Source organism: Amycolatopsis sp. ATCC 39116, assembly GCF_000231075.2.
GTDB lineage: Bacteria > Actinomycetota > Actinomycetes > Mycobacteriales > Pseudonocardiaceae > Amycolatopsis_E > Amycolatopsis_E tucumanensis.
This window is the reverse complement of the sequence record NZ_AFWY03000027.1, coordinates 50,928-64,845: the sequence shown is the minus strand read 5'-3', so window position 1 is coordinate 64,845 and position 13,918 is coordinate 50,928. Positions and strand designations below refer to the sequence as shown.

General features: G+C 72.6%; 16 protein-coding genes. 6 read left to right on the top strand and 10 right to left on the bottom strand.

Annotated elements, in window-relative coordinates:
- Positions 1-8 precede the first annotated feature (8 nt).
- Positions 9-491 carry a phage holin family protein gene (locus AMY39116_RS0324840; protein ID WP_020420325.1) on the top strand — a complete coding sequence of 161 codons (483 nt, stop codon included), beginning with the start codon at positions 9-11 and terminating at the stop codon, positions 489-491.
- Between the two features lie 17 nt (positions 492-508).
- Positions 509-1,447 carry an alpha/beta fold hydrolase gene (locus AMY39116_RS0324835; protein WP_020420324.1) on the top strand — a complete coding sequence of 313 codons (939 nt, stop codon included), beginning with the start codon at positions 509-511 and terminating at the stop codon, positions 1,445-1,447.
- 307 nt (positions 1,448-1,754) lie between these two features.
- Here the strand turns inward: AMY39116_RS0324835 and AMY39116_RS0324830 are convergent, their stop codons facing one another.
- The 4 genes from AMY39116_RS0324830 to nth are packed head-to-tail and all read right to left on the bottom strand — an operon-like array spanning position 1,755 to position 4,911.
- A complete protein-coding gene (locus AMY39116_RS0324830; RefSeq protein WP_020420323.1) occupies positions 1,755-2,951 on the bottom strand; it encodes a MarP family serine protease in 1,197 nt (398 codons plus the stop codon).
- Between the two features lie 9 nt (positions 2,952-2,960).
- Positions 2,961-3,644 carry a CoA pyrophosphatase gene (locus tag AMY39116_RS0324825; RefSeq protein ID WP_020420322.1) on the bottom strand — a complete coding sequence of 228 codons (684 nt, stop codon included), beginning with the start codon at positions 3,642-3,644 and terminating at the stop codon, positions 2,961-2,963.
- Positions 3,641-4,231 (bottom strand): TlpA disulfide reductase family protein, encoded by a 591-nt coding sequence (locus AMY39116_RS0324820; RefSeq protein ID WP_020420321.1) that lies wholly within the window; start codon positions 4,229-4,231, stop codon positions 3,641-3,643. Before AMY39116_RS0324820 ends, AMY39116_RS0324825 begins: the two co-directional genes overlap by 4 nt.
- Positions 4,228-4,911 (bottom strand): endonuclease III, encoded by a 684-nt coding sequence (gene nth, locus AMY39116_RS0324815; RefSeq protein WP_020420320.1) that lies wholly within the window; start codon positions 4,909-4,911, stop codon positions 4,228-4,230. Before nth ends, AMY39116_RS0324820 begins: the two co-directional genes overlap by 4 nt.
- Positions 4,912-5,063: 152 nt before the next feature.
- Between nth and AMY39116_RS0324810 the strand changes: the two genes are divergently transcribed.
- The 3 genes from AMY39116_RS0324810 to AMY39116_RS0324800 all read left to right on the top strand — a co-directional run bounded on the left by AMY39116_RS0324810 (position 5,064) and on the right by AMY39116_RS0324800 (position 7,727).
- Positions 5,064-5,315: a hypothetical protein gene (locus AMY39116_RS0324810; protein WP_026153595.1), complete on the top strand. Its 252-nt coding sequence runs from the start codon at positions 5,064-5,066 to the stop codon at positions 5,313-5,315.
- Between the two features lie 200 nt (positions 5,316-5,515).
- Entirely contained in the window at positions 5,516-6,190 is a 675-nt protein-coding gene (locus AMY39116_RS0324805; protein WP_017985500.1) for a Crp/Fnr family transcriptional regulator, read from the top strand.
- A gap of 319 nt (positions 6,191-6,509) precedes the next feature.
- Positions 6,510-7,727 carry an MFS transporter gene (locus AMY39116_RS0324800; protein WP_020420319.1) on the top strand — a complete coding sequence of 406 codons (1,218 nt, stop codon included), beginning with the start codon at positions 6,510-6,512 and terminating at the stop codon, positions 7,725-7,727.
- Between the two features lie 245 nt (positions 7,728-7,972).
- Here the strand turns inward: AMY39116_RS0324800 and AMY39116_RS0324795 are convergent, their stop codons facing one another.
- On the bottom strand, positions 7,973-8,791 hold the full coding sequence (locus AMY39116_RS0324795) for an oxidoreductase (protein WP_020420318.1): 819 nt from the start codon (positions 8,789-8,791) through the stop codon (positions 7,973-7,975).
- A 70-nt stretch (positions 8,792-8,861) separates the two neighbouring features.
- Between AMY39116_RS0324795 and AMY39116_RS0324790 the strand changes: the two genes are divergently transcribed.
- Positions 8,862-9,767: a LysR family transcriptional regulator gene (locus AMY39116_RS0324790; RefSeq protein ID WP_020420317.1), complete on the top strand. Its 906-nt coding sequence runs from the start codon at positions 8,862-8,864 to the stop codon at positions 9,765-9,767.
- A gap of 231 nt (positions 9,768-9,998) precedes the next feature.
- On the opposite strand, the gene AMY39116_RS0324785 is transcribed toward AMY39116_RS0324790, so the two are convergent.
- The 5 genes from AMY39116_RS0324785 to AMY39116_RS0324765 are packed head-to-tail and all read right to left on the bottom strand — an operon-like array spanning position 9,999 to position 13,855.
- Positions 9,999-10,760 carry an MBL fold metallo-hydrolase gene (locus tag AMY39116_RS0324785; protein WP_020420316.1) on the bottom strand — a complete coding sequence of 254 codons (762 nt, stop codon included), beginning with the start codon at positions 10,758-10,760 and terminating at the stop codon, positions 9,999-10,001.
- Positions 10,757-11,521 carry an NUDIX hydrolase gene (locus tag AMY39116_RS0324780; protein ID WP_020420315.1) on the bottom strand — a complete coding sequence of 255 codons (765 nt, stop codon included), beginning with the start codon at positions 11,519-11,521 and terminating at the stop codon, positions 10,757-10,759. Before AMY39116_RS0324780 ends, AMY39116_RS0324785 begins: the two co-directional genes overlap by 4 nt.
- A 54-nt stretch (positions 11,522-11,575) precedes the next feature.
- Positions 11,576-12,745: a hypothetical protein gene (locus tag AMY39116_RS0324775; protein WP_020420314.1), complete on the bottom strand. Its 1,170-nt coding sequence runs from the start codon at positions 12,743-12,745 to the stop codon at positions 11,576-11,578.
- A 34-nt stretch (positions 12,746-12,779) separates the two neighbouring features.
- Positions 12,780-13,400: a hypothetical protein gene (locus AMY39116_RS0324770; protein ID WP_017985507.1), complete on the bottom strand. Its 621-nt coding sequence runs from the start codon at positions 13,398-13,400 to the stop codon at positions 12,780-12,782.
- A complete protein-coding gene (locus AMY39116_RS0324765; protein ID WP_017985508.1) occupies positions 13,400-13,855 on the bottom strand; it encodes a RidA family protein in 456 nt (151 codons plus the stop codon). Before AMY39116_RS0324765 ends, AMY39116_RS0324770 begins: the two co-directional genes overlap by 1 nt.
- Positions 13,856-13,918 lie beyond the last annotated feature (63 nt).

Genomic DNA, 13,918 nt, shown 5'->3' with positions numbered 1-13,918 from the left:
TGACCCCCGTGAGCAGCCAGGAGCACGAACGCAACGGTCGGGATGCCCACGGGGCCGTGCCCTACATCCCGCTGAGCCCGGAGGCCGAGTCCGCCTCCGACGGCCAGTCGATCGGCAGCCTCGTCAGCCAGGCCACCCAGCACCTGTCCACGCTGGTCAGGGCCGAGGTCGAGCTGGCGAAGTCCGAGGTGATGGGCGAGGTCCGCAAGGGCGCCAAGGGCAGCGTCTTCTTCATCGTCGCCGGGGTGATCGGGCTCTACAGCTCGTTCTTCTTCTTTTTCTTCCTCGGCGAGCTGCTGTCCGAGTGGCTCAAGCGGTGGGCCGCGTTCGGCATCGTGTTCCTGCTGATGCTGCTGGTCGCGGGGCTGTTCGGCTTCCTCGGCTACCGCAAGGTCAAGAAGATCCGGGCGCCGGAACGCACCATCACCAGCGTCAAGGACACGGCCGCGGCCCTCAAGCCGCGCCGGGACGCCGTCCCCGAACACAGCTGAACCGCTCAGGCGCGACCGTGACGCCGCCCGACCCGTCCATCGTCCGGATCGACGGGTCGTGGGCGCACCGCGACGTGTCCGCGAACGGCATCCGGCTGCACGTCGCCGAGGCCGGGCACGGGCCGCTGGTGTTGTTCCTGCACGGCTTCGGGCAGTTCTGGTGGACCTGGCGGCACCAGCTCACCGCCCTCGCCGACGCTGGTTACCACGCGGTGGCGGCCGACCTGCGCGGCTACGGCGATTCGGACAAACCCCCACGGGGCTACGACGCGTGGACGCTCGCCGGTGACGTCGCCGGCCTGGTCCGCGCGCTCGGCGAACGGCAGGCGCACCTGGTCGGGCACGCGTGGGGCGGGCTGCTGGCCTGGACGGCGGCCGCGCTGCACCCGCGGGTCGTGGCGTCGGTGACGGTGCTGGGCGGCGCGCACCCGATGGCTCTGCGCAGCGCGATCGCCCGCACCGCGTTCCGGCGCAAGGGGTCCAACCAGACGCGGGCGCTGGCGCACCTGTTCCGCTTCCAGGTGCCGATGGCGCCCGAGCGGTGGCTCACCGAGGACGACGGCGCCAACCTGGAGGGCCTGCTGCGCGCCTGGTCCGGTCCACGGTGGACGGCGACGCGCGACTTCGACACCAGCGCCGCGCTGTTCCGCGAAGCGGTGCGGATCCCGGGTGTGGCGCACAGCGCGCTGGAGTACTACCGGTGGGCGTTCCGGGCCCAGTTCCGCGGCGAAGGACGCCGGTTCGCCGACGCGGTCGGCGCCCGGGTGGCGGCGCCGGTGCTGCAGATCCACGGCGCGGCGGACCCGTGCGTGCTGCCGGAGACCGCCCGGGCGTCGGCTCCGTGGCGGGGCCCGCACTCGGTGCTGGAGGAACTGGCGGACGTGGGTCACTTCCCGCAGCTGGAAGCGCCCGACGAGACGACGAAGGCGCTGCTGGACTTCCTGGCGAAGGCCTGACGCCGGGACTCGTGCGGCTAGCGGGACTCGCGGCCGGAGCGCACGACCCGCACGGCCGAGCGCGGAACCAACGGCCGGGAGCGCGGGCGTCGCGGGGCCAGGCGCGGGAGCGGCGTCCAGCAGCGCGGGACTCGCGCGGCTGAGCGCGGGACCTACGTCCGGCAGCGTGAACTCGCCGGACCAATCGCAGAACTGGCGGCCGGCAGCGCGGCACTCCCGCGGCCGCGCGGAACTCGCGCCCGGGAACGCGAAATCCGCGCGCCCGAGCGCGGAACTCGCGGCCCAGAGCGCGAAACTCGCGCGTGGGTCAGGCGGCACAAGCCCCGGTGGAGACCCGGGCGCTCAGTGACGGCGCGGATTCGATCACCGGGCGCACCTGGTTGCCGGTCAGGGTGAAGCCGGTGTCTGCGTCCTCGACGGACGCCCCGAACACCACCCCGACGACCTGGCCCTGCGGGTCGACCAGCGGGCCGCCCGAGTTGCCGCTGCGCACCTGCGCCCGCACGGTGTACACGTCGCGGCGCACGGTGCGGGAGTCGTAGATGTCCGGGCCCTGCAAGGTGATCTCGTTGCGGATGCGGGCCGGCGTCGCGCGGTACGGGCCGTCCAGCGGGTACCCGAGGACGATCGCGCTGTCGCCCGCCTTCGCCGGCTCCGGCGCCAGGCTCAGCGGCGTCGCGTCCAGGCGGGGCACGGCGAGCACCGCGACGTCCACCTCGGGGTCGAAGTACACGACCCGCGCGGGCAGCCGCCCGGCCGACGTCTCCACCGCCGTCGTCTCCGTGCCCGCCACCACGTGCGCGTTCGTCATCACCCGCTGCGGCGCGATCACGAACCCGCTGCCCTCCAGCGTGCGCGAGCACGACTCGGCGGTGCCGCGGATCTTCAGCACGCTGCCACGCAACTGCTGCACCACGGCGCTGTCCTGGAGCGTCGTGTCCGGCGGCGCGGTGTCGTTGATCTGCGTCTTCTGAAACGGGTCCACAATGGACGGGAACCCGGAGACGTCGAGCAGTTTCCGCAGCTCGCTGGGCAGGCCCTCGGCGGCGGGCGGCATCGCCTTGTCGACCGTGCCGAGCACCGTCGAGTTGTTGATCGCCCGCGCCAGCCCGGGCAGCGCGGCGACACCGGTCAGCGGCACCGCGATCAGCCACGCCACCACGAACACCACGACGGCCTGCACGATCGCGCCCAGCGTCTGGTCGATGCCGGTCAGCTTGTCGGTGTTGAACCGCCGCTTGACCGCGTACTTGAACCGCCGCCCCAGCCACACGCCGAGCGTCTCGCCGAGCGCGACCAGGAACACCACCGTCGCGACCGCGAAGGCGACCTTGGCAGCCGGGTTCTCGAACAGCTCGACGACCCACGGCGCGATCCGGATGCCCAGGATCGCCCCGCCGATCACGCCGACCAGCGCGGGCAACGCGATCACCACGCCCTGGCGCGCGCCGGAGACGGCCGCCACCAGCGCCAGCAGAATGACCAGGACGTCGACCCAGTTCACCGCGTCTCCTCAGTCGGTCGCGAGCAGATGATCGCGCAACGCTACGTCAAGATCCCGGACGTCGCCGCGATCCCACTCACGTGCCCAGCCGCCCAGTTCGAGCAGGACGGTCAGCAGCCCCGCGGTGAACCCCCACACGAACAGCCCGTTCACGGTGAAGGCCGGGCCCTTGTAGGCGGTCCCTGGCCGGCGCACCTGGAACCGGTTGGCCGGATCGGCCAGGTCGGCCACCGGCACCCTGGCCACCGCCGCCGTCTCCGCCGGGTCGACGGCGTGCACCGGCGACGGCGCGTGCCAGTGGGCGAGCACCGGCGTCACGGCGAACTTGGACACCGGGATGAACAGCTCCGGCAGGATCGCGACCGGCCGCACACCGGACGGGTCCACCCCGGTCTCCTCCTCGGCCTCGCGCAGGGCGGTGGCGACAACGTCGGCGTCCTCCGGGTCGGCGCCGCCGCCCGGGAAGGCCACCTGGCCCGCGTGCGAACCGAGCGTGTCCGCGCGGCGCAGCAGCAGCACGTCCGGCCCTCGCTCGCCGTGGCCGAACAGGATCAGCACCGACGCGGCGCGCGTCAACTCGTCCTCGGGCGGGGTGAAGCGGGTGAACGCGGTCGAGTCGAGCTTCCCGCTGATCTCGACCAGCGGGCGCAACCAGTCCGGCACCGACGCCGGTTCGACGAGCGGTCCCTTCACGACAGCCTCCGCACGACCTCGCGCACCTGCTCAGGATCGGTGAAGGTGCGTGGGCTTTCGATGAGGCGGACCTGCCCGTCCGCGGCGACCAGGTAGGACGCGGGCAGCGCGGGCGGCACCTTGAGGGCGCTGCGCACCGGGCCGCTCCCGCCGTCGCCGTCGAACACGGTCGGCAGCCGCACACCCAGCTCGGCGAGCAGTTCGAGGCCGTCGTCCGGCTTGCTCTGCACCTGCACGGTGAGGACCCGAACTGCGCCCGGCTCGCTCGCGTACCGCTGGAGCACGGGCAGCTCGGTCCGGCACGGCTCGCACCAGGTGGCCCACACGTTGACCAGCGTCACCTGCCCGGCGAGCGCGCTGCCCAGGTCGACGGTGGTCCCGTCGCCGAGGCATTCGGCACGGACGCCGGCGAGCTGGGCGACCTCGCCGGTGCCGGACGGGCACGGCGCCAGCGCGGCGGCGGCCCTGGCCGCGGTCAGGTCCGGGCCGGCGGCCGGGCTGTCCGAGCGGACCTGCGGCAGCACCGCGACGATCACCGCGAGCACCAGCACCCCGGCGACGAGCGCCCACCTGGTCGCCGTCGTCACCGCTTGGTCACCATCGCGAGCAGGTGGTCCCGCTCCGGGCCCTTGACCAGCTTCGCGGCCTCCTCGAACCCGGTCGGGCCCGCGCCGTAGGAGGGGCAGTCACGGGCCAGCGGGCACGCGCCGCAGGCCGGTTTGCGGGCGTGGCAGACGCGGCGGCCGTGGAAGATCACCCGGTGCGAGAGCATCGTCCACTCCTTGCGGGGGATCAGCTCGCCGATCGCGTGCTCGACCTTGACCGGGTCCTCCTCCGCGGTCCAGCCCCAGCGGCGCACCAGGCGGCCGAAGTGGGTGTCCACCGTGATCCCCGGCACGTCGAAGGCGTTGCCGAGCACGACGTTCGCGGTCTTGCGGCCGACACCGGGCAGCGTGACCAGGTCCTCCAGCTTGCCCGGCACCTCGCCGTCGAACCGCTCGACCAGCGCGGCGCCGAGGCCCATCAGGGAGTTCGCCTTCGCGCGGAAGAAGCCGGTGGGCCGGATCAGCTCCTCGAGCTCGGTGCGGTCCGCGCCCGCGTAGTCGGCGGCGGTGCGGTAGCGCGCGAACAGGGCGGGGGTCACCTCGTTGACCCGCACGTCCGTGGTCTGCGCCGACAGCACGACCGCGATCAGCAACTCCAGCGGCGTGGTGAAGTCCAGCTCACAGTGTGCGTCGGGATACGCATCGGTCAGGCAACGAAGCATGCGGCGCGCGCGTCTCACGAGTGCGAGGCGGCTCTCGGTGCCCTTCCGAGGGCTGACATGAGACGCATTCGGCACACCGCTAGCCTACGGAAGCCGACACGCCGGACCCCTGACACCACCCCTGAAGCCGTGATGAGCGAGGATCAGAACCGATGACTGTCTGGTTCGTAGTAGCGGTGCCACTCGTGATGATGTTCTTCGCCCTGGCGATGGAACGAGTGGAGAACCGGCTGCGCCACGTCGCGGTCCAGGAGGAAGAGGTCGAGGAGTTCCTGGAGCAGGCCCGGCCGAACGAGGTCAGGGCGCTGTACGGGCACGGCATCGGCCGCGCGCTGGAGCTGTTCCGGCTGCGCCGTCTCGGTGGTCGCGCGGCCAAGATGCGCCCGCGCAAGAGCCGTGGCTGAGGCCCACTGACCTCGACCGATTCAGCGAGGATTACTCTGTCCGTTCGGAGCGAGATCGCCCTCGCCCGGCCGGGCGGTGATCGGTCTGTCCTCGGCGTGCCCTGAGGCGATCTCGTCCGAACGGCCTAGACTGCACGCAAGTGATCGGCGACACGCCCCGGTTCGCGGGAACACGGTCGCCACCGACGAGGAGGCACGAGGTGGACGAGACCCTGGCCCGGGCGGGCATCTTCCAGGGGGTGGAGCCGGCCGCGGCTGAGGCGCTCGCCCAGACCCTGGAGACCGTGGAGTTCCCGCGGGGTCATGTGATCTTCTCCGAGGGTGAGCCCGGCGACAAGCTGTACATCATCCTGTCCGGCAAGGTGAAGATCGGCCGCAAGTCGGCGGACGGCCGGGAGAACCTGCTGTGGATCGCGGGCCCCTCGGACATGTTCGGCGAGCTGTCGATCTTCGACCCGGGCCCGCGCACCTCGACCGCGACGACGGTCACCGAGGTGCGGGCGGTGTCGATGGACCGGCCGTCGCTGCGGAAGTGGATCGCGAACCGGCCGGAGATCGCCGAGCAGCTGCTGCGGGTCATCGCCCGCAGGCTGCGCCGGACGAACAACATGGTCGCGGAGCTGATCTTCACCGACGTCCCCGGCCGCGTGGCGCGGGCGCTGCTGCAGCTCGCACAGCGCTTCGGCAGTCAGGAGGCCGGCATCCTGCGGGTCACGCACGACCTGACGCAGGAGGAGATCGCCCAGTACGTCGGCGCCTCGCGGGAGACCGTGAACAAGGCGCTGGCCGACTTCGCGCACCGCGGCTGGCTGCGGCTGGAAGGCAAGTCGGTGCTGATCCTGGACCCGGAGCGCCTGGCCCGCCGCGCTCGCTGACACCGGCAAAAACAAAAGAACCGGGCGCCACCCCCGACGTGGCGCACCGGTTCTTTTGCATTTCGCGCGGGCCATCCCCCGACAGACCGCGCTCCCCGCCCTCCGGTTCCGGCCCCGACCCTTTGCCGGAGGGAGCTTTATCTACTTGTCAACCTTGCCACGGCCCATACCCCGAGGTTCAAGGCCGTTCACCCCCATAGACGCGCCCGTTGCGGGTTCGTTGCGTGGGTCCGGCAAAAAGTTCGCGCCCGTTACCGAACCGAGACCTGAGCGGTAAGTAACTGGTACCCCCGTACCAATATGAGGCATACTGGTACGCGTGTCCCAGACTTCCCTCGCCGACTACCGCGCCGCCCTGACCACGCCGGGCGCGACCCGTCCGATGGTCGCGTCCATCCTCGCGCGCCTGCCGATCGCGATGATCGGCCTGTCCGCGCTCCTCTACGTGCAGCAGGAGATGGGCTCGTTCGCCGTCGCCGGGCTGGTGTCGGCGAGCTCGCTGGTCGGTGTCTCGGTGGGGTCGGTCGTGCAGGGCAGGCTGATCGACCGCTTCGGCCCGACGCGGCCGCTGCTGTCCACGGCGGCGATGTTCGCGGTGATCCTGGTGACGCTCGCGCTGGCGATCGAGGCGCACGCGGCGACCCTGGTGCTGGTCGCGCTCGCGTTCGGGATCGGGATCACCGAGCCGATGGTCGGCTCGGCGTCGCGGGCGCTGTGGGGACGCCTCGTGCCCAGTGAGGCCGCACGCAATGCGGCGTACGCCTACGAGGCGATCAGCATGGAGGTGTTCTTCATCCTCGGGCCCGGCCTGGCCGGCCTGCTGGTCGCCGCGCCGTGGCCGGGCACCGGGATGGTCGCGGGCGGCGCGTGCATGGTGGCCGGCGCGGTGTTGTTCGCGCTGAGCCCGGCCGTGCGGGCGTGGGGACCGGCCGGACGGACGCACCACTCGCTGCTGGGCGCGCTGAGCAGCCCCGGCATGCGGACACTCGCGCTGGCCGCGCTCGGGTTCGGCGTGGTGATCGGGTTCGTCGAGGTCGCCGTGCCCGCCGCGGCCACCGAGGCCGGGTCGCCTGCGCTCGGCGGCGTGCTGCTGTCGGTGTGGTCGGTCAGCTCGGTCGCCTTCGGTGTGGCCTACAGCCTGCGGCCGTGGCCGCGGGAGATGCCGTTGCGGCTGCCGGTGCTGCTGGCCGGGTTCGGCGTGCTCGTGGCGCTGCTGGCCTGGCCGTCGACGCTGTGGGGCCTCGCGATCGCGATGCTCGCCGCGGGCGCCCTGATCACCCCGCAGTCGGCGACGCACTCGGCCGCGATCGAACTGGTCGCCCCGAAGGGCACCGCGGCCGAGGCGTTCGGCTGGGTGCTGACCGCGGTGACGCTGGGGCTCGCGTTCGGGCAGTCGATCAGCGGCTACCTGGTCGAGCACGCCGGCCCGTCGGCGGCGTTCCTCGCGGCGACCGCGGCGGCGCTGGTGATCGCCGCGGTGGTGTACCTGCTGCGCGGCACGGTCAAGGCACCGCGCGAGCACGTGCTGGCCGCCTAGAGCGCCGTGACCTGAGACGTTGCGGATGCTCAGGGGGTAAGGCTGCCAGGGCGTAGGCGAATTCGGAGCAGGGTGCGGCTTCGCCGTCGGTCCAGGGACAGCCGGGTTTGGTGAACCGGCGGCGGCACCCGATGACGACACAGGACACGGCCGACGGTGGGGGCCACCAGCCCGAGCTGCCCGGCGAGAAACACCGCACCCCGATGGCACCGCTGCTCGTCCCACGACCTCACGAGTCACGACGCCTAGAGCGCCGTCGAGCGGCTGACCTCCTCCCACGTGTCGAGGTCGGCGCGCAGCGCGGCGTGCTTGCCGCGCAAGGCCTCCACCGCGTCCGCGCCCAGCGCGAGTCGCAGTGGGGGCTTTTCGGCGTCCAGCACCCGCACGATCGCCTGCGCGGCCTTCGCCGGGTCGCCGGGTTGCGTGCCGTCCATGGTGTCCACCGCGGCCCGGGTCGGCAGGTCGCGGTAGGCCTCGATCTCCCGCGACCGGTGCATCCGCGCGCCGCCGAACTCGGTGCGGAACGCGCCCGGCTCGACGATCAGCACCCGGACCCCGAACGGCTCGACCTCCGCGGCCAGCGCCTCGGACATCCCCTCCAGCGCGAACTTCGCCGCGCAGTAGGCGCCGAACCCGGGCATCGACAGCTGCCCGCCCATCGAGCTGATCTGCACGATCGCGCCGCTGCCCTGCTCACGCAGGTGCGGCACCACCGCCTTGGTGACCGCGACCGCGCCGAAGAACATGACCTCCATCACCGACCGCAACTCGTCCATCGTGAACTCCTCGACCGCGCCGACCGACCCGTGACCGGCGTTGTTCACCACGACGTCGATGCGGCCGAACTCGCGCAGCAACGCCCGCACGGCCTCCGCCACCTGCGCCGGGTCGGTCACGTCGAGCGCGTGCGTGCGCACCCGGTCGCCGGCGAGGTCGGCCAGCTGCTCGGGCCGCCGCGCGGTCGCCATCACCCTGTCCCCGGCCGCCACCGCCGCGCGGACCAGCTCCCGCCCGAAACCCGCGGAGCACCCGGTGATCAGCCAAACCCGTTCCGTCCTCGTCATGCCACCAGCCTCACCAAGATCACCCGGAGCGTCCAACACGCGTTTCCGCCCGCGGCTACAGTCATCCCCTGTGAGGCTTCCCGAGCTGCGGCAACTGCGGTACTTCGTCGCGGTCGCCGACGAGTTGAGCTTCACCGCGGCCGCCAGGCGGCTCGGGATCGCGCAGCAGTCGCTGTCGCAGCAGATCACCGTGCTGGAGCGCAGCCTCGGCGCCCGCCTGCTCGACCGGGACAGCCGCGGCACCCGCCTCACCGACCTCGGACGGCAGTTCCTGCCGGAAGCGAAGGCGGTGCTCGACCGCGCCGAACAGGCCGTGACGACCCTCGCCAGGGCCGGGCGCGGCGAGGTGGGCGAGCTGACGGTGGCCTTCCTCGCGAGCACCGCGAACTACCTGCTGCCGCCGGTCGTGCGGGCCTTCCGCGAGCGCTATCCGGACGTGCGGCTGACCACGGAGGACACCTCGGTCGCCACCCTCGTCGACGGGCTGCGCGACGGCCGATACGACGCCGCGTTCAGCCGTCCGCCGCTGGTGGACGGGCTCGCCGCGCGCACGCTGGCCGTCGAGGAGGTGTGCGCCGTCCTGCCGGAGGGCCACCCGCTGGCCGATCGCGCGTCGCTGACGCTCGCCGACCTCGCGGACGAGCCGTGGGTGCTCACCGAGCGCGGTTCGTGGCCGCCGTGGCACCGCAAGTACGACGAGGACTTCCGGCGGGCCGGCTACGAGCCGAACGTCGTCCAGCGGGCCGGCAGCGTGCAGAACCTGCTCGGCCTGGTGGCCGCCGGGGTGGGGGTGTCCCGGCTGGCCCGCTCGGCGCACAGCCTGCGCCGCACCGGGGTGGTGTTCGTGCCGCTGGCCGGTGAGCAGGCCTCCACGCAGGTGCTGTGGCTGCCGGACGCGGACAAGCCGGCCCTGCGCCGCCTGCTCGAAGTGGTCACCGAGCTGGCGGCGCGGACCGACCTCACGCAGTCCGGTTAGAGCGGATTTCGAAGCGGCGGAGCCGCTTGGAGTGGGCCGTGCGCTGACACCGCCGCGGGTCTGAACGGGCAGAGCCACGCGGAGCGCGTCCGTTGAGGGTGGCAGTGGGCGACGGGTGGGAGGTTCCTGGCGAGGACAGCGCCGACGTGGTGTATCGGCATACATGAGGAGGCGATCCCACAGCCAGGGGCCGCCTCAGGTTCCGCCACCCGCACCGCCACACAAGCCGCGTCAACCTCTCCTGAGGTACTCCAGCTGCGCCTTGACGCTGTGCTCGGCCGGCGCCCAGAGCGCCCGGTCGATGTCGGCGTAGACGACCTCCACCACCTGCCGCGCGGTGGCGTCCGCGCCCAGCTTGTCGAGCGCCGCCCGGACCTGGTCCAGCCGCTGCTCGCGGTGGTCCAGGTACTCCTGCGCGATCACCCGCAGGTCGGCCATCTCCGGGCCGTGGCCGGGCAACGTGAGCAGCCCGGACGGCAGGTCGACCAGCCGCCGCAGGGAGTCCAGGTAGGAGCCGAGGTCGGTGAGCACCGTGGTGCCGCGACCGAGGATGGTGTCGCCGGTCAGGACCTGGTCCCCGACGCGCAGGCACACCGAGTCGTCGGTGTGGCCGGGCGTGTGCAGGACCTCGATGTCCAGGCCCGCCGCGGAGATCACGTCACCGTCGGCGAACGGGTCCGCGTCCCGGCACAGGGCCGCGTCGAAGGCCCGCACCGGCGCCTGCACCCGCTCGGCCAGCCACGGCGCGCCCTCGGTGTGGTCGGGATGGTGGTGGGTGAGCAGGATCATCGCGACCGGGCCCTGCTCGGTGAGCAGCGGCAGGTGATCGAGGTCCTCGTACCCGGGGTCCACGATCACGCACTCGGCCGAGCCGGGCGCCCGCAGGATCCAGGTGTTCGTGCCGTCCAGCGTCATCGTGGACGGGTTGTTCTCCAGCACGACGGCTGCGGAAGGCGAGACCTCGCGGCGCACGCCGTAGGCGGGGTGGCTCATTCCGCGACCACCCGGATCACGTCGCCCTCGCGGATCAGCTTCGGGATGATCGCCTCGACCGTCCGCTCCGCGGCCAGCGCCTCCGCGGCGGTGCCGAACCAGGCCAGCTCGGTGAGCGTGTGCCAGGTCGGCGGCATCAGCATGCTGCGGCCTGCCTCGGCGTCGGCCAGCGCGTCGGCAGGCCGCCACCAGCCGGACGACTCCGCCTCGGTGGTCTTGCCGTCGGCGTCCTGCCCCGCGGGCAGGACCGCGGCGAAGAAGCGGGTGTCGTAGCGGCGCTTCTCCTGCACCGGGGTGATCCAGTGCGCCCACGGACGGAGCAGGTCGGAGCGCAGGGTGAGCCCCTCGCGAGCCAGGAAGTCGGCCAGCGACAGCTCCCGCGACACCAGCTCGTCCCGCGCGCCCGCGTACCGGGCGGTGTCGGTGACGACCTCGTCCGCGGTGCCTGCCAGCAGCACCCCGGACTCCTCGAAGGTCTCCCGCACCGCCGCGCACACCAGGGCACGCGCGACCTGCTCGGTCCCGTTGAACCAGCCCGCCCAGTCCGCGGCGGGCGGACCGGCCCAGGCGATCGTCGCGTCGGCGTCGCGCTGGTCCACCCCGCCACCGGGGAAGACCGTCATGCCCGCGGCGAACGCCATCGCCGCCACGCGCCGCTGGAGGAAGACTTCGAGACCGTTCACGCCGTCCCGCAGCAACAGCACCGTCGCCGCGTCGCGGGGCACGGCCGGTTCGGCCGGCTCCGCGACGGAGAAGTTCATGCTCCCCGGGATCCGGAAATCAAGTTGCACCACACGACGCAACTTACGTGGGAATCACGAGCCGGAGAAGCCGTCGACCCAGCGCGGGTCGTCCTCGGACCGGCTCGAACCGTTCGCCCGCACCTTGGCGGCCTCGGCGCGCTCCCGCTCGGCGAGCTCGGCGTGCAGCTCACGCAGGAGCTGGCGGTCGCGCTCGGACAGCTGCGGGTCGTTGAGGTCGAGCTCCGGGATTTCGATCACTTCACCCGGGCCGATCGTCGCCGAGGCCACGGCTCTGGGCTTCTCGCCGTCCTCCGCCGCCAGCTGCGCCCGCAGCTGCGCGACCTCCTCGGACGTCATGTCCATCGTGTTCTCCACGCGGCTGGGCTCGGGGCCCTCCTCGCGCGGCTTGAACACGTGGCCCGGCCCGCTCGGGGACGCGACGACCTCGGTGGGCTCGGTTTCCGCTGCCGCTTCGGTGGTGGTGGTCTCCTCCGCGGCCGGAGGTTCGGGCTCCTCGGGCTCGTCCCCGGCCGCGACCGTGGCGTGCGCCACGTGACGGCCGGAGCCCTGGCGCTGCGCCGGCGCCGTGGGAGCGGACGACGGGACGGCCCCGCCGGAGAGCCACACCGCGGTGGCCGCGGTGAGCGCCTGCTCGTGGTAGCGGGAGCGCTCGGTGGACGGCCCGGTGACTTCGACGACCGACCGGATCCCGGCGCGCCGCAGAGCGGCGTCGATGCGGTACGCGGCGGCAGGCGGGTTGCCCTCCGGGCCGATCTCGACGAGCACCACGCGCTGCGGCAGCGGGCCCGGCACGCTGCCGGCCGGGGTGTTGCGCCACACCGCGTGCACCGACCGCAGGTCCGGCAGCACCTGCAGGGTGCGGTCGAGCGCGTCGGCGATGCCGTGCTCGGGCTGGTTGTCACCGGTGAACCGGTGCAGGACGCCGGTCTCGGCCTCCGGGTCGTTCACCACCAGCTGGTCGGCGAGCGTCGCGTCGGACCGCGTCAGCTCCAGCACGAGTGCCAGCTCGTGCCGCTCCGCCTCGCGGACCGGCAGCCTGCCCGCGATCAGCGCGCCCGTGGTCAGCTCGGCGGCCTCGTCGAGGCGCGCTCGCGCGATCAGCTCGCGCGCCTCCGACAGCAGGCTGTCGTCCAGGCGTCCTGCCAGACCCAGCAACAGGTTGTGCAGGCGCAACGGCACCGCGAACCCGTCGCCCGCGATCCCGTCGTGGACGTCCACCATCTGACTTTCTCCCTCCAGCTCGGCAGGAGTGCCGTTACGCGGCGACGAGCCGGTTCCCGGTGTCCACCGCACCGACGCAGACGAGCTCGGAGCTCGCCAGTGCGGCCTGGTGGTACTCCGGCAGCTCGAACCGCGGCGGCATCACCTCGACGCTGGGTTCCTCGTCCCCCAGCACCCGCAGGACCCGCTGCAGCTCCCCGGTCAGCCTCGGCAGCCCCGACAGGGCCGTGATCAACAGCACGCGCTTGGATTCCTCCCCCGTGCGCTGACGCCAGCTCTGCCGCACCTCGCCGACGTCCGGCCGACCCCGCAGGGTGGCGTGAACCAGCGCGGACACCGAGTCAACCGAGTTCACCTGATCGGGTGCACTCGGGGTGAATGTGTACCGGTTCTCGCCGACCTCGTCCACCCCCAGGGTCGAACTCACCTGGTGCCAGTCCGCGCCGTGGGGCACGAGGCCCGCCACGAGCAGGCGATACTCCGGCTGGTCGAGATCGATGTTGTGCTTGAGCAACGTGCGCGGCAACGTTCGAGCCAAGGTCGACATCGCGCCCTCGCCCAGCCAGTCCCGGTAGCGCCACAGCAGCCGGTCGGGCATGCGCCCGGCCAGCCGCAGCAACAGCTCGTGGCACGCGGCCTCGATGTCCGGGTCCATCAGCTCACCTCGACAATCAGTTCGACCTCGACCGGTGCCCCCAGCGGCAGCTCGGCCACACCCACCGCCGAGCGGGCGTGCGCGCCCGCGTCGCCGAAAATCTCGCCGAAGAGCTCCGACGCGCCGTTGATCACGGCGGGCTGACCGGTGAAGCCCTCCGCGGACGCGACGAACCCGACGACCTTCACGATCCGGACGATCGACTCGAGACCGACGAGCGCGTCCACCGCCGCGATCGCGTTCAGCGCCGCCGTCCGAGCGTGGCGCTTGGCCTCCTCCGGGCTGACCTCGGCCCCGACCTTGCCGGTCGCGGCGAGCTCGCCCCCGACGAACGGCAGCTGGCCCGACGTGTAGACCATCGACCCGCTGCGCACGGCAGGCACGTAGGCGGCCACCGGCGCGGCGACGCCCGGCAGCTCGATCCCCAGTTCGGCCAGGCGGTCGCCCCAGCTCATGCCGCCTCCTCTCCGGACGCGGCAAGCCGCGGCAGTATCACCACGTCGGCGAGCATGGTGCTC